The 16671-nt window shown below is 70.4% G+C and carries 19 protein-coding genes; 9 read left to right on the top strand and 10 right to left on the bottom strand.

The genetic code is table 11. The annotated features are described in order from the left end of the window. Positions 1–135 precede the first annotated feature (135 nt). Positions 136–741 carry a bifunctional 4-hydroxy-2-oxoglutarate aldolase/2-dehydro-3-deoxy-phosphogluconate aldolase gene (gene eda / locus AB0J55_RS24395; RefSeq protein WP_364252562.1) on the bottom strand — a complete coding sequence of 202 codons (606 nt, stop codon included), beginning with the start codon at positions 739–741 and terminating at the stop codon, positions 136–138. Next, the gene (edd, locus tag AB0J55_RS24390) at positions 738–2627 is read right to left on the bottom strand and encodes a phosphogluconate dehydratase (RefSeq protein WP_364252559.1); all 1890 of its coding nucleotides are present in this window, start codon (positions 2625–2627) and stop codon (positions 738–740) included. Before edd ends, eda begins: the two co-directional genes overlap by 4 nt. A gap of 247 nt (positions 2628–2874) precedes the next feature. On the opposite strand from edd, the gene AB0J55_RS24385 reads away from it, so the two are divergent. The 7 genes from AB0J55_RS24385 to AB0J55_RS24355 are packed head-to-tail and all read left to right on the top strand — an operon-like array spanning position 2875 to position 8931. Continuing rightward, positions 2875–3162, top strand: coding sequence for a hypothetical protein (locus tag AB0J55_RS24385; protein WP_003054488.1), 288 nt, complete (start codon positions 2875–2877; stop codon positions 3160–3162). Further along, entirely contained in the window at positions 3159–3983 is an 825-nt protein-coding gene (locus AB0J55_RS24380; RefSeq protein WP_013224225.1) for a hypothetical protein, read from the top strand. The genes AB0J55_RS24385 and AB0J55_RS24380 overlap by 4 nt, the downstream gene beginning before the upstream one ends. Before the next feature lie 46 nt (positions 3984–4029). Beyond that, a complete protein-coding gene (locus tag AB0J55_RS24375; RefSeq protein ID WP_364252556.1) occupies positions 4030–5946 on the top strand; it encodes a fumarate reductase/succinate dehydrogenase flavoprotein subunit in 1917 nt (638 codons plus the stop codon). Next, the gene (locus AB0J55_RS24370; protein WP_103351534.1) at positions 5943–6695 is read left to right on the top strand and encodes a succinate dehydrogenase/fumarate reductase iron-sulfur subunit; all 753 of its coding nucleotides are present in this window, start codon (positions 5943–5945) and stop codon (positions 6693–6695) included. The genes AB0J55_RS24375 and AB0J55_RS24370 overlap by 4 nt, the downstream gene beginning before the upstream one ends. Further along, the gene (locus AB0J55_RS24365) at positions 6692–7282 is read left to right on the top strand and encodes a hypothetical protein (RefSeq protein WP_364252553.1); all 591 of its coding nucleotides are present in this window, start codon (positions 6692–6694) and stop codon (positions 7280–7282) included. Before AB0J55_RS24370 ends, AB0J55_RS24365 begins: the two co-directional genes overlap by 4 nt. A 12-nt stretch (positions 7283–7294) precedes the next feature. Beyond that, on the top strand, positions 7295–7819 hold the full coding sequence (locus tag AB0J55_RS24360) for a GNAT family N-acetyltransferase (protein WP_364252550.1): 525 nt from the start codon (positions 7295–7297) through the stop codon (positions 7817–7819). After that, positions 7816–8931, top strand: coding sequence for an amidohydrolase family protein (locus AB0J55_RS24355; protein ID WP_364252547.1), 1116 nt, complete (start codon positions 7816–7818; stop codon positions 8929–8931). The genes AB0J55_RS24360 and AB0J55_RS24355 overlap by 4 nt, the downstream gene beginning before the upstream one ends. Here AB0J55_RS24355 and AB0J55_RS24350 read toward each other — a convergent pair. Next, a complete protein-coding gene (locus tag AB0J55_RS24350; RefSeq protein ID WP_364252544.1) occupies positions 8915–9100 on the bottom strand; it encodes a DUF397 domain-containing protein in 186 nt (61 codons plus the stop codon). The genes AB0J55_RS24355 and AB0J55_RS24350 overlap by 17 nt on opposite strands. A gap of 3 nt (positions 9101–9103) precedes the next feature. Continuing rightward, positions 9104–9955: a helix-turn-helix transcriptional regulator gene (locus tag AB0J55_RS24345; RefSeq protein WP_364252541.1), complete on the bottom strand. Its 852-nt coding sequence runs from the start codon at positions 9953–9955 to the stop codon at positions 9104–9106. 170 nt (positions 9956–10125) lie between these two features. Here AB0J55_RS24345 and AB0J55_RS24340 point away from each other — a divergent pair, with 170 nt between their 5' ends. Continuing rightward, positions 10126–11169 (top strand): DUF4037 domain-containing protein, encoded by a 1044-nt coding sequence (locus AB0J55_RS24340; RefSeq protein ID WP_364252538.1) that lies wholly within the window; start codon positions 10126–10128, stop codon positions 11167–11169. After that, the gene (locus tag AB0J55_RS24335) at positions 11162–11836 is read left to right on the top strand and encodes a YoaK family protein (protein WP_364252535.1); all 675 of its coding nucleotides are present in this window, start codon (positions 11162–11164) and stop codon (positions 11834–11836) included. The genes AB0J55_RS24340 and AB0J55_RS24335 overlap by 8 nt, the downstream gene beginning before the upstream one ends. Here the strand turns inward: AB0J55_RS24335 and AB0J55_RS24330 are convergent. The 6 genes from AB0J55_RS24330 to AB0J55_RS24305 all read right to left on the bottom strand — a co-directional run bounded on the left by AB0J55_RS24330 (position 11823) and on the right by AB0J55_RS24305 (position 16398). Further along, positions 11823–12146 (bottom strand): DUF6204 family protein, encoded by a 324-nt coding sequence (locus AB0J55_RS24330; RefSeq protein ID WP_364252532.1) that lies wholly within the window; start codon positions 12144–12146, stop codon positions 11823–11825. The genes AB0J55_RS24335 and AB0J55_RS24330 overlap by 14 nt on opposite strands. A 58-nt stretch (positions 12147–12204) precedes the next feature. After that, complete coding sequence (locus tag AB0J55_RS24325; protein WP_364252529.1) at positions 12205–12942, bottom strand: SDR family oxidoreductase; 738 nt, start codon at positions 12940–12942, stop codon at positions 12205–12207. Between the two features lie 75 nt (positions 12943–13017). Next, entirely contained in the window at positions 13018–13878 is an 861-nt protein-coding gene (locus AB0J55_RS24320; RefSeq protein ID WP_364252526.1) for an amino acid ABC transporter permease, read from the bottom strand. Between the two features lie 73 nt (positions 13879–13951). After that, the gene (locus AB0J55_RS24315) at positions 13952–14599 is read right to left on the bottom strand and encodes an amino acid ABC transporter permease (RefSeq protein ID WP_364252523.1); all 648 of its coding nucleotides are present in this window, start codon (positions 14597–14599) and stop codon (positions 13952–13954) included. Positions 14600–14685: 86 nt separating this feature from the next. Next, positions 14686–15612, bottom strand: coding sequence for a glutamate ABC transporter substrate-binding protein (locus AB0J55_RS24310; RefSeq protein WP_364252520.1), 927 nt, complete (start codon positions 15610–15612; stop codon positions 14686–14688). A gap of 57 nt (positions 15613–15669) precedes the next feature. Next, a complete protein-coding gene (locus AB0J55_RS24305; RefSeq protein ID WP_003054447.1) occupies positions 15670–16398 on the bottom strand; it encodes an amino acid ABC transporter ATP-binding protein in 729 nt (242 codons plus the stop codon). Positions 16399–16671: the final 273 nt, after the last annotated feature.

Raw genomic sequence — 16671 nt, 5'->3', positions numbered from 1 at the left:
AGCGGGACGCGGCTGATTTCCATGACGGGCGCCACACCCGCACGGAGCACCCTTCCAGCGCGCTGGAACGGTGCTCCCGGAATGCGGACGCGCATTCCACCGTTCGGGTAAAGCGATGACTCGCAGTGATCTCCGCTACAGCGCGGCGGCTTCCGCGGCCAGCTTCTCGATCGTGGCGGGGTCGAGCGAGGCCGTCAGCCAGGAGCCGCCGATGCAGCCGACGTTCGGCAGCGCGAGGTACGACGGCGCCGAAGCCACGGTGATCCCGCCGGTGGGGCAGAACCGCAGCGAAGGCAGTGGGCCCGCGATCGACTTCAGGTACGCGACGCCGCCGGACGCCTCGGCCGGGAAGAACTTCAGCGCCGTGAGCCCGCGTTCGGCCAGCCGCATCGCCTCGGACACGGTGCTCGCGCCCGGCAGGAACGGCAGCCCGGACTCGAAGCACGCGTCGACGACGGCGTCCGTGCAGCCCGGCGTCACGAGGAATTTCGCACCCGCGTCGGCCGCCTGCTTCGCCTGGTCGGGCGAAACGACGGTGCCGGCGCCGATGACGATGTCCGGCACCTCGGCGGCGACGCGCTCGATCGCCGCCAAGGCGGCCGGGGTGCGCAGGGTCAGCTCGATGACCCCGATCCCGCCGGCGAGCAGGGCCCGGGCCGTGGGCACCGCGTCGTCGGCGTCGTCGATCACCACGACGGGCATCACGGGGGACAGCTCGAGCAGGTCCTGACCGGTGGTCACTGACCGACCTCCTGGGTTGCGAAAGCGGAAACTCCGAAGTGCTCCGGCGTCAAGCCGCCGAACACGGATGCGCCCTGGTCGGCGGGGCCGACCGCACGACGCAACGCGGCGAACAGCTCCCGGCCGGTGCCGGTCCAGGATGCTTCGGACGGCGGGGCGTCCACAAGTTCACGCCCGGCGAGTTCTTCGTCACCGACCAGCACGTCGAGCGAGCCCGTGGCAGCGTCGAGGCGGATGACGTCGCCGTCGGCGATGCGCGCGATCGGGCCGCCCGCCGCGGCTTCCGGCGTCACCTGGATGGCCGCCGGGATCTTGCCCGACGCGCCCGACATGCGGCCGTCGGTGAGCAACGCCACGGCGTACCCGCGGTCCATCAGCACGCCCAGCGCGGGCGTCAGGCCGTGCAGCTCCGGCATGCCGTTGGCCTGCGGTCCCTGCTGCCGGACCACCACGACGACGTCCCGGTCCAGTTCGCCGGCGTCGAAGGCGGCCTTGAACTCCTCCTGGGTGGTGAACACCCGCGCCGGCGCCTGGACGACGCGGTGCTCGGGCGCCACCGCGGACACCTTGACCACCGCGCGCCCGAGGTTGCCCTCGACCATCCGCAGCCCGCCGTCCGCGGCGAAGGGCCGCCACGCCGGGCGCAGCACCTCTTCGTCGAGGCTGCGGGTGGGCACGTCCCGCCAGACCAGCTCGCCGTCGGACAGGATCGGCTCGGCGCGGTACCGGTGCAGCCCGAACCCGGCCACGGTGTGCACGTCTTCGTGCAGGAAGCCGGCGTCGAGCAGCGTGCCGACCAGGAACTGGATGCCGCCTGCGGCGTGGAAGTGGTTGATGTCGGCGCTGCCGTTCGGGTAGACCCGCGCCAGCAGCGGCACGACGGCCGACAGGTCGGAGAAGTCGTCCCAGGTCAGCTGGATGCCGGCGGCCGCGGCGATCGCGACCAGGTGCATCGTGTGGTTCGTCGAGCCGCCGGTGGCGAGCAGCGCGATGACGCCGTTGACGAACGCCTTCTCGTCGAGGATCCGCGACACCGGCGTGTACTCCTCGCCGCGCGAGAGCGCCACGACCCGCCGCCCGGCCTCTTCGGTCAGCGCCTGACGCAGCGAAGAACCCGGCTGGACGAAGCTGGCGCCGGGCAGGTGCAGGCCCATCACCTCGACAACCATCTGGTTCGAGTTGGCCGTGCCGTAGAACGTGCAGGTGCCGGCCGAGTGGTACGACGCCGCTTCGGCGTCGAGAAGGTCTTCGCGGGTCGCGAGGCCCTCGGCGTACAGCTGCCGGACGCGCGCCTTCTCCTTGTTCGGCAGCCCCGAGTTCATCGGCCCGGCGGGCACCAGCAGGGCAGGCAGGTGACCGAAGGACAGCGCACCGATCAGCAGGCCGGGGACGATCTTGTCGCAGACGCCCAGCAGCAGCGCGGCGTCGAACATGTCGTGCGACAGCGCGATCGCCGTCGACATCGCGATGACCTCGCGGCTGAACAGCGACAGCTCCATGCCCGCGCGGCCCTGCGTGATGCCGTCGCACATCGCGGGCACGCCGCCGGCGAACTGGGCGACACCGCCGGCGGACCGCACCGACTTCTTCAGCCAGGCCGGGTACTCCTGCATCGGCTGGTGCGCCGACAGCAGGTCGTTGTACGACGACACGATCGCGACGCCCGGAGCGCGCGCGGCCCGCAGCGCTTCCTTGTCGACGCCGTCCATCGCGGCGAAGCCGTGGGCGAGGTTGCTGCAGGCGAGACCGCGGCGCACCGGGCCTTCGGCATACGCTGCCGTCGTGCGGTCGAGGTAGGCGGCCCGGGTCGCGGCACTGCGCGCGGCGATCCGCGCGGTGACCTCGGCGACGACGGGGTGCAGCTGGGTGGTGGGGGCGGGGCTCATGTCCGGCTCCGGATCACTGTGTGGGGGTGGTCCGCGGGACGGCAGCGCTGACGCCTCTGGGTCGTGACACTGGCCACACTACCTCGGGAAAACGCCGAATCAAAATCGATTCAGAAGATCGATTCGCGTGACCCCGATCACCTCCGGAACCGTTAGTGTGCTAGTTGTCACACTGCACGACGCGTGGCAGTGCCTTCGAAGGTTGCCTTCGCCGGTTCCCTGCCAGCCCCACCACACGGGAGGCATGATGTCCACCTCCGAGATCGCCGAGCTGCGGCGAACCATCGGCCAGCTCCGGCAGTGCGTCGGCGCGCTGCGCTCTCGCTACGGCGACGCGTCGGCGGTGCGCCGGCTCGCCAACGACGTCGAGCGCCTCGACATCGACACCGCGGACCTCGACGGCGTGCCCCTCGCGGTGCCCGCGCAGGCGAAGGCCGCCGAACGCGTCCCCGTTCCCGACACGCCCTACGACCCGGCGCTGTGGCACGGCGCCGATGACGAAGGCGTCGGCGGCTACAAGCGCGACCAGCGGTGAGCGCACCCGCTGACAACGGCGTCGGCACCGGCGTCCGGGCCCCGAAACGGGCCCGGATCGCCGAGCGCACCCTCCGCACGGACCGGTGGTGGCTGCAGCCGCTGCTGACCGTGCTCGGACTGTCGGCGTTCATCATCTACGCGACGGTCCGGTCGTTCGTGCGCACCGCGTACTGGGTGCCCGACTACCACTACCTGACCCCGTTCTATTCGCCCTGCCTGTCCACTTCCTGCGTCGAGGGCTCGAGCCACTTCGGCCACTGGTTCGGCGACCTGCCCGGGTTCATCCCGCTCGGGTTCGTGGTGCTGCCGTTCCTGCTCGGGTTCCGGCTGACCTGCTACTACTACCGCAAGGCCTACTACCGGTCGGTGTGGTTCTCCCCGCCCGCCTGCGCCGTCGCGGAACCGCACGCCAAGTACACCGGCGAGACGCGGCTGCCACTGATCATCCAGAACGTCCACCGCTACTTCTTCTACGTGGCGCTGATCGTCTCGCTGGTCAACACCTACGACGCGATCACGGCGTTCCACGGGAAGACCGGCGGCTTCGGCTTCGGGCTGGGCAACGTCATCCTGCTCGCCAACGTGATCCTGCTCTGGGCCTACACGCTTTCCTGCCACTCCTGCCGGCACGTGACCGGCGGGCGGCTGAAGCACTTCTCCAAGCATCCGGTGCGCTACTGGATCTGGACGCAGGTCACGAAGCTCAACACCCGCCACATGACGCTGGCCTGGACGACGCTCGGCACGCTGGTGCTGACCGACTTCTACGTCATGCTCGTCGCCAGCGGCGCGATTGCGGACCTGCGGTTCGTGAACTAGTTCTTCCCCATAACAGACGTCCCCAGTTCCGAGGTGGAATCTCTTCATGACCGAGGTCGAACGGCACAGCTACGACGTGGTGGTGATCGGTGCCGGTGGCGCCGGTCTGCGCGCCGTGATCGAAGCCCGCGAGCGCGGCTTCCGCGTCGCGGTCGTGTGCAAGTCCCTGTTCGGCAAGGCGCACACGGTGATGGCCGAGGGCGGGTGCGCTGCCTCGATGGGCAACGCGAACTCGAACGACAACTGGCAGGTCCACTTCCGCGACACCATGCGCGGCGGAAAGTTCCTCAACAACTGGCGGATGGCCGAGCTGCACGCCAAGGAGGCACCGGACCGCGTCTGGGAGCTGGAGACCTACGGCGCCCTGTTCGACCGCACCGCCGACGGCCGGATCAGCCAGCGCAACTTCGGCGGGCACACGTACCCGCGGCTGGCGCACGTCGGTGACCGCACCGGGCTCGAGCTCATCCGCACGATGCAGCAGAAGATCGTCTCGCTGCAGCAGGAGGACTTCGCCGAGACCGGGGACTACGAGGCGAAGATCAAGGTCTTCGCCGAGTGCACGGTCACCGAGCTGCTCACGACGGACGGCCGCATCGCGGGGGCCTTCGGGTACTGGCGCGAAAGCGGGCGGTTCGTGCTCTTCGAGGCGCCCGCGGTCGTGCTCGCCACCGGCGGCATCGGCAAGTCGTTCAAGGTGACGTCGAATTCGTGGGAGTACACCGGTGACGGCCACGCGCTGGCCCTGCGGGCGGGCGCGAAGCTGATCAACATGGAGTTCGTCCAGTTCCACCCGACCGGCATGGTCTGGCCGCCCAGCGTCAAGGGCATCCTCGTCACCGAGGGCGTGCGCGGCGACGGCGGCGTGCTCAAGAACTCCGACGGCAAGCGGTTCATGTTCGAGTACGTGCCCGACGTGTTCAAGGGGCAGTACGCCGAAAGCGAAGACGAAGCCGACCGCTGGTACACCGATCAGGAGAGCAACCGGCGCACGCCGGACCTGCTGCCCCGCGACGAGGTGGCCCGCGCGATCAACTCCGAGGTCAAGGAGGGCCGCGGCTCCCCGCACGGCGGAGTCTTCCTCGACATCGCCAGCCGGCTGCCGGCCGAGGAGATCCGCAAGCGGCTGCCGTCGATGTACCACCAGTTCAAGGAGCTGGCGGACGTCGACATCACCGCGGAACCGATGGAGGTCGGCCCGACCTGCCACTACGTCATGGGCGGCATCGAGGTCGACCCGGACACGGCGGCGGCGAGCGTGCCGGGCCTGTTCGCGGCCGGCGAGTGCTCGGGCGGCATGCACGGGTCCAACCGGCTCGGCGGCAACTCGCTGTCCGACCTGCTGGTGTTCGGCCGGCGCGCCGGGCTCGGCGCGGCCGAGTACGTGCTCGGTCTCGAGGCCAGGCCCGCGGTGAGCGAGTCCGATGTGGACGCCGCGGCGAAGATGGCGCTGGCGCCGTTCGACCCGCCTGCCGGCGCCTCCGCCGAGAACCCGTACACCCTGCACACCGAGCTGCAGCAGTCGATGAACGACCTGGTCGGCATCATCCGCAAGGCGGGCGAGATCGAGCAGGCGCTGGTGAAGCTGGCCGAGCTGCGCGAGCGGATCCTGCGCGTCACCGTCGAAGGGCACCGCCAGTTCAACCCCGGCTGGCACCTGGCGATCGACCTGCGCAACATGCTGATGGTCAGCGAGTGCGTCGCGAAGGCGGCGTTGACGCGCACCGAAAGCCGCGGCGGGCACACGCGCGACGACTTCCCGAGCATGGAAGCCGACTGGCGCAACAAGCTCCTCGTCTGTTCGGCGACGCCGGGGGACAACCCGGTGGTGCCGGACATCGACGTCGAGGTGAAGGCCCAGGTGCCGCTGCGGCAGGACCTGCTGGAGCTGTTCGAGTTCGGTGAACTCGGGAAGTACTACACCGACGCGGAGCTCGAGACGCACCCCGGGAGCAAGGCATGAGCTACAAGGCGAGTTTCCGGGTTTGGCGCGGTGACGCCGACGGCGGCGCGCTGCAGGACTTCACGGTGGAGGTGAACGAGGGCGAAGTCGTCCTCGACATCATCCACCGGCTGCAGGCGACGCAGGCCGCGGACCTCGCCGTGCGCTGGAACTGCAAGGCGGGCAAGTGCGGCTCGTGCTCGGCGGAGATCAACGGCCGCCCGCGCCTGCTGTGCATGACGCGGATGTCGACGTTCACCGAGGACGAGGTGATCACGGTGACGCCGATGCGGACGTTCCCGGTGATCCGCGACCTGGTCACCGACGTGTCGTTCAACTACACGAAGGCGCGCGAGATCCCGTCGTTCACGCCGCCGGCGGACCTGAAGCCGGGCGAGTACCGGATGCAGCAGGTCGACGTCGAGCGGTCGCAGGAGTTCCGCAAGTGCATCGAGTGCTTCCTGTGCCAGAACACCTGCCACGTGGTGCGTGACCACGAGGAGAACAAGGAAGCCTTCGCCGGGCCGCGGTACCTGATGCGCATCGCGGAGCTGGAGATGCACCCGCTGGACGTGGCGGACCGCCGTGACGCGGCCCAGGACGAGCACGGGCTCGGGTACTGCAACATCACGAAGTGCTGTTCCGAGGTCTGCCCGGAGGGCATCCACATCACGGACAACGCGCTGATCCCCATGAAGGAGCGCGTCGCGGACCGGAAGTACGACCCGATCGTGTGGTTGGGGAACAAGCTGTTCCGCCGGGACAAGTGACCCTTTCCCGTTCGACGCTCGCGAACCGCGTGCTGACCGCCCTGGAGGCGGCTCGCGCCGGTTCGCGAGCGTCGTTGCGGGGTTCGCTCGCGCACGGCACCGCGGACGCCTGCAGCGACATCGACGTCGAGTGGCTGGTGCCGGCCGCGGTGTTCCCGGAGTGCCTCGACGTGGCGCCGGTGCTGTCGGCGGTGCAGCCGGTGGCCGCGGTGCGGTTTTCCCCGGATTTCCTGCGTTCGCCGGTGCAGCGGCTGGTCTTCGTGCGGTTCGCGGGCGTGCCGGTGTTCTGGCGGCTCGACCTCGACGTGCGGACCGAGGCGGCCGACAACCGGCCGGTGCCGGCCGCCGAAGGCGAATGGTCCCGGCCCGCCAGCGCGCTGGCCAACGCCCTCGGTGCGGTGAAGTCCGTGGTGCGGGGCCGGTTCGACGACGCGCGCGGGCTGCTCGACCGGGGTTTCGAGCGCCTCGGCTCGGCCGACCGGGCGACCGGTGACTGGGCCGCCGACATCACCCGGCTGGCCGAGGCTTGTGTCCGCCGCGAGCCGGAGCTGGCCGGGTTCGCGGCGGAGATCCTCGCCGTGGCGTGACAAGGTGGGCGCATGGAGATCGCACTGCTGCCGCCGTCGGCCGACCGCGGCGTGATCGAACGGGTCACGGCGCTGGTCAACCAGGTCTACGCCGAGTCCGAGAAGGGGCTTTGGCGGGGGAGCGCCGACCGGACGTCCGCCGAGGAGGTGGCCGGGTTCGTGCGGGACGGGGAGATCGCCGCCGCCTTCGTCGACGGTGACCTTGCCGGGGCCGTGCGGATTCGGCGGCTCGATGACGGGACCGGGGAATTCGGCATGCTCGCCGCCGATCCGGCGCGCCGGGGGCTGGGTGCCGGGCGGGAACTCGTGCGGTTCGCCGAGGAGGCGAGCCGGGGTGCGGGGTGCCGGGCCATGCAGCTCGAACTGCTGATGCCGCGGGAGTGGACGCATCCGTCGAAGCAGTTCCTCGCCGAGTGGTACGGGCGGCTCGGTTACCGCGTCACGCACCGCGCCGACTTCGCCGACGATTATCCGCAGCTGGCGCCGTTGCTGGCCACGCCGTGTGACTTCCTCATCTACCGCAAGGAGCTCCGGTGACGGTGCTCGCCGGCGGGCGGGTGTTCGATCCCGAAACCGGGGAATCCACCCGCGCGGACGTCCGGTTGGACGGTTCGCGGATCGCCGAAGTGGGCCTGGGACTCGACGGCGAGCGCGTCGACTGCGCGGGCGGGCTGCTGATCCCGGGGCTCATCGACTGTCATGCGCACGTCGCCTTTCCGCGGCCCGAGCCGTTGCCGCGCAGTGCGCGGATCCTCGAAGCCGTGCCGGTGCTGCGGGGATTGCTGACGCGCGGGATCACCACCGTCCGGGACGCCTGGGGCGCCGACGCCGGCTTCAAGCACGCCCTGCGTGCAGGGTGGATCAGCGGACCGGACCTGCTGATCAGCCTGCGGCAGCTGGGCCCCACCGGCGGGCTCGGCGACAGCTGGGAGCCGCCCGCGGGCGCCGTCGACCACTACGGCGACCCGTCGCTGCCGGACCCGCTGTTCGACGGACCGGACGCGGCGCGCGCGGCGGTCCGCCGGATGGTGCGGGCGGGCGCCGACTGGATCAAGGTCGGCGCGAGCGGGGCGATGCGGGCGGTGCGCTCGGGTGCGGACGTGCGCCCGACCGACGACGAACTCGTCGCGCTGGTCGACGAGGCCCGCCGTTGCGGCCGGGACGTCCTGGCGCACGCGCACACGTCCGCCGCGGTCGTCTCGGCCGCCCGCGCCGGGGCGCGCAGCATCGAGCACGGCACCTTCCTCGACGACTCCGCCGTTGCCGCGCTGGCCGACGCTTGGTACGTGCCGACGCTCTCGCCGATCAGCGACAGCGAGTTCGCTGAGACGCACCGCCGGTCACTTCGCCTCGCGGTCGAAGCGGGCGTCCGCATCGCCGCCGGTTCGGACCTCGCTCCGCGTCCCCATGTCGACTTGGCGACCGAGCTGCGGCTGCTGGCCGCGGTGCTCGGCGAGGCGGCCGCCCTGAAGGCGGCCACCTCCGAGGCGGCCCGGTTGCTCCGCCTCGACGACGACCGCGGCCGCATCGAGCCGGGATTGCGCGCCGACTTGGTGCTGCTGGACGGCACGGATCTCGACGTGACCGACCTGCCCGGGCGGACCCGGGCGGTCTGGCACGACGGGAAATGCGTCAGCGCAGCGAGCTGAGCAGCGCGCTCCACGCGCGGTGGGCGACCGTCAGGTGCCCGGCAGTGGGCGCCTTCGAGTCGCGGACCGCGGTGATCCGGGTGTCGAGAGCGACTTCGACACAGGTGCTGTGCTCGGTGTCCGCATCGCTGTGACTGCTCTTGAACCACACCAGTCCGCGGCCCGCCATCGGTCACTCCTTCATGCGCTCGAACTCGTCCGCCAGCCGGATGAGCAACTCCCTCGATTGTCCCTCGGAAAGCGCGGCTTGTTCCAGCCTCGTGGTCAGGACGTAGAACGCCTCGACCGCGACCCGGTCGTCGATGAACAGGCCCGCCGCGTAGGTCTCCTCGTAGACGACCGGCGGGTGTTCGGGGAATTCCATGAGGGTGAACCGGCTGCCCACCAGGTGGTAGGGCAGCGCGGACTCCGGCAGGACCCGGATGGTGCAGTGCGGCAGGTTGGTCGACAGCACCAGGTACTGCAGCTGCTCGTGCATCAGCGCCGGGTCGCGGAGGATGGTCCGGAGCGTCCGCTCGTAGACGAAATACAGGCAGCGCGGCGGATTCCGCCGTTGCAGGAGCTGCTGCCGGTCGAGCCGGGCCTGCACGAGGAGCTTGAGGCGGTCCGCGGTGTAGCGTCCGGTCAGTTCGTGGAGCTCCTTGACGTAGTCCTCGGTCTGCAGCATGCCGGGGATGGCGGTGGGGCTGTGCGAGACGATCGTGTCGGCGAGGTTCTCCTGGATGACGAGGGACTTCATCGGGTCGACGAGCTTGTCGAAGTAGGGCCGCACCCAGTAGAGGTCGCTGGGCGGCTTGGCGAGCTCCAGGAGCCGCGCGCGTTCGGCGGCCCTGGTCCCGCAGTGGGCGAGGTAGATCGCCGCATCGATCGGCGAGATGCGGCGGCCGTTCTCCCAGGCCGACACCTTCGACGCCGACCAGTCCGCGCGGCGGGCCAGTTCGCGCAGGGTCATCCGTTTCAGCTCGCGCTGGCCCTTGAGTTCGCAGGCCATTTCCCGCGTGCGCACCGTGCTCTTTTCGGTCATGGCAGGGACGGTAGAGGGGACCTCCGACAAAACGGGGCGCGCCGCGCGCGGATTCACCGCAAGGAGGTCGGTGTTTCGCCTATGTGACAACGGAAATCGGCCGCGAAGCGCTGCGAAGCAGCTTCGCATAATGAAGCGCGCTTCGCGCCTTCGCGCGACATAATGAGCCCATGGAATTCACCCCCGGAATCGAACTGTCCCGGCGTTTTCACGCCGAGGCGGTCCGCCCGATTCTGCGCCGCGAGCTCCCGCGGCTCCGGTACAGCGCCGCGCTCGTCGGGCCCGGCTCCGAAGTGCTGGGCTTCGACTCGCCCCGCTCCACCGACCACAACTGGGGACCGCGGCTGCTGCTGTTCGCCGAAAGCGACCGCGAACGGATCCCCGCCCTGCTCGCCGACCACCTCCCACGCACCTTCCTGGGGTATCCGACGCACTTCGTCACCGACGAACACGGCACCCGGCACCTCGCCCCGACAACCGGCCGGGGCGACCACGGCGTCGTCGTCGCGGGACTCGACGACTGGGTCCGCGGAGCCCTCGGGTTCGACCCGCGGCGGCCGGCGCGGGCCGACTGGCTCGCGACCCCCACCCAGATCTTCGCCGAGTTCACCGGCGGCGCCGTCTTCCACGACGACCTCGGGCTCGAAACCCTGCGGCGGGCCGTCGCCTGGTATCCGGAAGACATCTGGCGGTACGTCCTGGCGTGCCAATGGCAGCGGATCGGCCAGGAGGAGGCGTTCGCCGGCCGGTGCGGCGAGGCCGGGGACGAACTGGGGTCCGCGGTCGTCGCCGCGCGGCTCGTCCGGGACCTGATGCGGCTGTGCCTGCTCATGGCGCGCCGGTACCCGCCGTACAGCAAGTGGCTCGGCAGCGCCTTCGCGCGCCTGCCCGCGGCGGTGCCGCTCACCCCGCACCTCACCGCCGCGCTGGCGGCGACCGCCTGGCGCGAGCGCGAGCGGCACCTCGTGGCCGCGTACGAGTGCGTCGCCCGGCTGCACAACGACCTCGGCCTCACCGATCCCGTGGAGCCGCGGGCGAGCGGCTACCACGACCGCCCGTTCCAGGTGATCCACGCCGGCCGCTTCGTGACGGCGTTGCTCGCGGGGGCGCGGCCGCCCGCCCTGACCGGGGCGATCGACCAGTTCGTGGACAACACCGACGCACTCGGGGACCGCGCGTTCACGCGCAGGGTGGTTGACTGCCCGCATGGCTGAACCGAAACCGCGGGACCTGGCGGCGCTGCTGCTGACGCTGACCGTCGTCACCGGGGTCGTCGACGCCGTCAGCTTCCTCGGGCTGGGCCGGGTCTTCGTCGCCAACATGACCGGGAACGTCGTCTTCCTCGGGTTCGCCGCGGCCGGCGAGACGACGCTGTCCGTGCTCGCCTCCCTCACCGCCGTGCTCGCGTTCCTGGCCGGGGCGCTCGCCGGCGGCCGGCTCGCCCGCCGGGAAGACGACTACGCCGCCCTGCGCCAGGCGACCGCCGTGCAGGCGGCGCTCATCGCGGTCGCCGTCGTGCTGTCCGCGACCCTCGGTGGTGGCCCGCGGCTGGGCGCGGAACTGCTGATCGTCGCGCTCGGGCTGGCGATGGGCCTGCAGAACGCGGCCGTCCGCCGCATCGGTGCGCCCGATCTGACGACGACCGTGCTGACGATGACGCTGACCGGCTTCGCCGCCGATTCGAAGGCGGCCGGCGGGCCGGGTGCGCACCCGCTGCGGAAGGTCGCCGCGGTGGGGGCGATGCTCGCCGGCGCCTTCGCCGGCGGACTGCTTCAGCTGCACGTGGCGATGTGGGCCGCGCTCGGGCTGGCTCTCGTGCTGGTCCTGGGGGTGCTGGCGGTGCTGCGGACCGGCCGGCGGGCGGCCGTCAGCGGCGGTTGACCTTGACGTCGTCCATGCAGGTCGAGCTGACCGTCAGGTCGCGGTACGGGTACCCCTCGCGGTCCAGCAGTTCCATCGCCATCAGCTCGGCGTGGTCGTGCGCCCGCGCCGTGGCGTCGTCGCCTGCCGCGACCTCGACGGCGACGCGGAAACTGAACCCACCCAGGTGGTTGCTGTAACTGAGTGTCCCGTGTTCGCTGAACGACAGGTCGGCGAGGCCCTCCCCGCCCGAGCCGGCCCGCAGCTTTTCGCGGACGGCTTCCGCAGGACGGTCGAACTTGCCCCGGACGAGGACGCGGTAGGTCGGCATGCGGGCGAGGTTAGCGAGGCCGCCGCCGGCCGCGGAACGCATTTTCCGCCACCGGGGCTCAGCCGAGGGCGCGGCCGCCGTCGACCAGCAGACGCTGGCCGGTGACGAAGCCCGCCTCCTCCGAGGCGAAGAAGCTCACCGCCGCCGCCACGTCCTCCGGGGTGCCCAGGCGGCCCGCCGGGACCGAGGCCCGGTACTCCTCGCGCTCGGCAGCCGGCACCGAAGCGTGCCGCTCCACCGGGATGAACCCCGGTGCCACCGTGTTGACCGTGATGCCGTCCGGCGCCAGCTCGCGGGCCCACGCCCGGGCCAGGCCGATCTGGGCGCTCTTGGCCGTCGCGTACGCCGAGCGGCCCGGTGGCGGGCGGTCCGCCACCTCCGAGTCGACGTGCACGATGCGGCCGTGGCCGCGGGCGCGCATCCCCGGCAGCACCGCGTGCCCGAGGAGCACCGGTGACCGCACGAAGAAGTCCAGCTGGGCCAGGTGGTCCGGCCAGCCGACGCCCGCCAGGGGCGCTTCCGGCTGCGGGCCCGTCGCGTTGAGCACCAGCACCCCGATCGGGCCGAGCAGCGCCGTGACCGCGTCGACCAGCTCGCCGACCTGGCGCCGGTCGGTCACGTCCGCGGCGAACGCCGCCGCGTGGCCGCCCTCGCCGAGGATGCCCTCCGCGGCCGTCTTGAGGTCGGCGTCGTCGTGGAGGCCGTTGACCGCCACCGCGAACCCATCTCTGGCCAGCCGGCGGGCGATCACCCGGCCGAGGCCGCGGGAACTGCCGGTCACCAGTGCGACACCCATGCGCCCGACGCTAGGGGACGCCCCGGGACACGACAAGGCCCCCGGGACGGATCCCGGGGGCCTCGGACGGGTGACTCAGGCGGACGCGGCCGCGAGGTCGTCGGTCATGACGGGCCCGGCCGTCACGACCTTCTTGTTGCGCCGGTTGCGCCGCTCCAGGTACGTCGCCAGCGCCGTCAGCAGCAGGCACATCACGACGTAGATGGCGGTCGCCACGATCGTCGACGGGACGATCGGCCGGCCGAACGCGCCCTGCGAACCGATGTAGCGCGCGTAGTACAGCAGCTCCTGGTAGGTGATGATGAAGCCGAGCGCGGTGTCCTTCAGCAGCACGACCAGCTGGCTGATGATCGTCGGCAGCATCGCCCGGATCGCCTGCGGCAGCAGCACCAGGAACATCACCTGCGTCTTGCGCATGCCCAGCGCGTACGCGGCTTCGCTCTGCCCCTTCGGCAGCGACTGGATGCCCGCGCGGAAGACCTCGGCGAGCACCGAGCCGTTGTACAGCGTGAGGCCGAAGACCACGCCGAGGAACGGGCTCGTCGGCACGCCGACGGTCGGCAGGCCGAAGTAGAACAGGAACATCAGGATCAGCGCGGGGATGGCACGGAAGAACTCGACGACGAACGTGGCGATCCCGCGGATCCAGGCGTGGTCCGACAGCCGGCCGGCGGCGAAGATCGCGCCGAAGATCAGCGCCAGCACGGCCGCGGCGGCGAACGCCTGCAGCGTCGAAAGCACCGCGTTGGCCAGGTCGCGCTGCACCTGCGCGTACTGCAGCCACTCCCACTTGCGGGCGGTGAACTGGCCGCTGTCGTAGAAGCGCCACCCGATGTAGGCGATGAACGCGAGGACCACGACGATGCCGACGACCGCGTAGGTCCGGTACCGGAGCCGCGCCTTCGGGCCCGGGACGTCGAACAGGACGTTGCTCATGCGCACACCTCGCTGACGCTCGGTGCGGCCTGAGCCGCAGGCGCAGTGTTGAATGATTCGGTCGCAAGCTCCCTCATCGGGCCACGCTCCAGCGCTTCTCCAGGCTGCGTTGGACGAACGACAGCACAGCGACCAGGATGATGAAGCCGAGGGCGACCCACAGCAGGCCGATCAGCTGGTTCTCGCCGCGTTCGGACAGGTACGACCGGATCGCGCCCGCCTCGGCGACCGAGAAACCGGCGGCGATGGTGGTGTTCTTCAGCAGCGCGATCAGGGTGCTGATCAGCGGCGGCACCACCGAGCGCAGCGCCTGCGGCAGCACGACCTGGCCGAGGATCTGGCCGAAGGTCAGCCCCAGCGCCCGGCCCGCCTCGGCCTGCCCGACCGGCACGGTGTTGATGCCCGAGCGCACGACCTCACAGATGAACGCCGACGTGTAGACGGTCAGGGCGGTCACCGCGGCCGGGAAGTAGTCCAGCTTGACGATGTCCAGCAGCGGGTACGCGAACACGAAGAACGCGAACACCAGGGTGAGCGGGGTGTTCCGGGCGATCGTCACGTACGCCGTGCCGACGGCGCGGAAGACGGGGACCGGGCTCACCCGCAGCATCGCCAGGATCGTGCCCCAGATCAGGCTGCCGACGGCCGAGAGCAGGAACAGCTCGATCGTGGTGAGGAAGAACGGACCGAACAGGTCCAGGTTGTTGAACAGGACGTCCATGGAGCCTTCCCCGCGTCCGTGGTCATGGGATGGATGGAGAAGGCCGGTGGACCGGGAAGCCCGATCCACCGGCCGTCACGCGAGCGTCAGTACTTCTCGAGGGTCGGCTTGGTCGCGGTCGAACCCGACTTGCCGAGGGTGGCGTCGTAGATCTTCTGCCAGGTGCCGTCGTCCAGCGCCTTCTGCAGGATCTCGTTGACCTTGTCGCGCAGCACCTTGTCGTCCTTGTTCAGGCCGATGCCGTACTTCTCGGTCGAGAACGTCTTGCCGACGACCTTCAGGCTGTCCGGCTCCTGGGCGGCGTAGCCCTTCAGGATCGCGTCGTCGGTGGTGACCGCGTCGACATCCTTCGACTGCAGCTTCTCGACGCACTGCGAGTACTTCTGGAACTCGACGATGTTGTTCGGCTCGGTCAGGTTCTGCTGCCGGACCTTCTGGATCGGGGTCGAGCCGGTGACCGAGCAGACCTTCTTGCCCTTGAGGGTCTCCGGGCCGGTGATCGAGTTGTCGTCCTTGCGGACGAGCAGGTCCTGGCCCGCGACGAAGTACGGGCCGGCGAAGGAGACCAGCGCCTTGCGCTTGTCGGTGATCGAGTAGGTGCCGACGTAGTAGTTCACGTCGCCGTTCGCGATCGTCTGCTCACGCGCGCCCGAGTCGACCGTGCGGAAGGTGATCTTCTCCGGGTCGAACCCGAGGCCGGCCGAGACGAGCTTGGCGATCTCGATGTCGAAGCCGCCGAACTTGCCGGTCGTCGGGTCCTTCATGCCGAGGCCCGGCTGGTCGTCCTTGGCGCCGACGGTCAGCGCACCCGCCGACTTCATCTTGGCGAACACCGGGGAGCCGGCCAGGTCGACGCCCTGCGCGACCGGGTAGGTCAGCGCCGCGGGGGCGTTCGTGCCGCTCTGGTCGCCCGAACCGGGCGAAGTCGGCGAGCCTTCCTTGCCGCAGGCGGTCAGCGTGGTCAGCGCCAGCCCGCCGGCGAGCAGTCCCACCGCGAGGGTGCGGATCCTCATGTGAATCTCTCCTGTGTGTCGTCACCCGGACGCCGACGGCGCCGCGGAACGTTGTTCTCAGTGGGTCAGGATCTTGCCGAGGAAGTCCTTCGCGCGCTCGCTCTTCGGCGCGGTGAAGAACTCTTCCGGCGTCGTGTCCTCGACGATCTCGCCGTCGGCCATGAAGATCACCCGATCGGCTGCCCGCCGGGCGAAGCCCATCTCGTGGGTGACGACGAGCATCGTCATGCCGTCCTTGGCCAGCCCGGTCATCACGTCGAGGACCTCCTGGACCATCTCCGGGTCCAGCGCCGAGGTCGGCTCGTCGAACAGCATCACCTTGGGCCGCATGGCCAGGGCCCGCGCGATGGCGACGCGCTGCTGCTGGCCACCCGAAAGCTGCGCCGGGTACTTGTCGGCCTGGTTGGCGATGCCGACGCGCTCCAGCAGCTCCATCGCCGTCTTGCGGGCTTCGGCCTGCGAGGTCTTGCGGACCTTCACCGGCGCGAGCATGACGTTCTCGACGATGGTCTTGTGCGCGAACAGGTTGAACGACTGGAACACCATGCCGACGTCGGCCCGCAGCGCGGCCAGTGCCTTGCCCTCGGCGGGCAGCGGGACGCCGTCGACGGCGATCTCGCCCGAGTTGATCGGCTCCAGCCGGTTGATCGCCCGGCACAGCGTCGACTTGCCCGAGCCCGACGGGCCGAGCACCACGACGACCTGGCCGCGAGGCACCTCGAGCGTGATCTCCCTGAGCACGTGCAGGTCGCCGAAGTACTTGTTCACGGCGGACGCCTTGATCATCGGCGCCGCCACCTCCGCGGTCATCTGGCCTCCCGGGTCGTTCGTGCAATTCGGGCATGGGTCACCACGCGATGGCGAGAACCTACCGTTGCTCCCCCGGCTGGCAAGGCCGCTTGAGCAATACTTAGGGTTTCAACTGAGTATCGATGTCCGTTTCGGTGGGTGTCCACCCGGGGTCACGGTGGGTGACCGTCCGGGTGGCCGGTGCGGGGGCCGCCCGGACGTCCTACAGTTCGCTTACCGGCCGGTGGAGCGGGCCACCATGGGAGGCGG

This window comes from Amycolatopsis sp. NPDC049688 (assembly GCF_040674975.1).
Lineage (GTDB): Bacteria > Actinomycetota > Actinomycetes > Mycobacteriales > Pseudonocardiaceae > Amycolatopsis.
The sequence above is the reverse complement of the archived record's forward strand: the minus strand, read 5'-3'. Positions and strand labels throughout refer to the sequence as shown.

Bases quoted from the DNA above. Each gene is read 5' to 3' on its own strand.
- AB0J55_RS24385 (WP_003054488.1), top strand. From the start codon at position 2,875: ATGTCCACCTCCGAGATCGCCGAGCTGCGGCGAACCATCGGCCAGCTC.
- AB0J55_RS24350 (WP_364252544.1), bottom strand. From the start codon at position 9,100: ATGGCGGGCCGCGGACTGGTGTGGTTCAAGAGCAGTCACAGCGATGCG.
- AB0J55_RS24315 (WP_364252523.1), bottom strand. From the start codon at position 14,599: ATGGACGTCCTGTTCAACAACCTGGACCTGTTCGGTCCGTTCTTCCTC.
- AB0J55_RS24310 (WP_364252520.1), bottom strand. From the start codon at position 15,612: ATGAGGATCCGCACCCTCGCGGTGGGACTGCTCGCCGGCGGGCTGGCG.
- AB0J55_RS24330 (WP_364252532.1), bottom strand. From the start codon at position 12,146: ATGCCGACCTACCGCGTCCTCGTCCGGGGCAAGTTCGACCGTCCTGCG.
- AB0J55_RS24325 (WP_364252529.1), bottom strand. From the start codon at position 12,942: ATGGGTGTCGCACTGGTGACCGGCAGTTCCCGCGGCCTCGGCCGGGTG.
- AB0J55_RS24345 (WP_364252541.1), bottom strand. From the start codon at position 9,955: ATGACCGAAAAGAGCACGGTGCGCACGCGGGAAATGGCCTGCGAACTC.
- AB0J55_RS24375 (WP_364252556.1), top strand. From the start codon at position 4,030: ATGACCGAGGTCGAACGGCACAGCTACGACGTGGTGGTGATCGGTGCC.
- AB0J55_RS24305 (WP_003054447.1), bottom strand. From the start codon at position 16,398: ATGATCAAGGCGTCCGCCGTGAACAAGTACTTCGGCGACCTGCACGTG.
- AB0J55_RS24320 (WP_364252526.1), bottom strand. From the start codon at position 13,878: ATGAGCAACGTCCTGTTCGACGTCCCGGGCCCGAAGGCGCGGCTCCGG.
- AB0J55_RS24335 (WP_364252535.1), top strand. From the start codon at position 11,162: ATGGCTGAACCGAAACCGCGGGACCTGGCGGCGCTGCTGCTGACGCTG.
- AB0J55_RS24360 (WP_364252550.1), top strand. From the start codon at position 7,295: ATGGAGATCGCACTGCTGCCGCCGTCGGCCGACCGCGGCGTGATCGAA.
- edd (WP_364252559.1), bottom strand. From the start codon at position 2,627: ATGAGCCCCGCCCCCACCACCCAGCTGCACCCCGTCGTCGCCGAGGTC.
- AB0J55_RS24370 (WP_103351534.1), top strand. From the start codon at position 5,943: ATGAGCTACAAGGCGAGTTTCCGGGTTTGGCGCGGTGACGCCGACGGC.
- AB0J55_RS24340 (WP_364252538.1), top strand. From the start codon at position 10,126: ATGGAATTCACCCCCGGAATCGAACTGTCCCGGCGTTTTCACGCCGAG.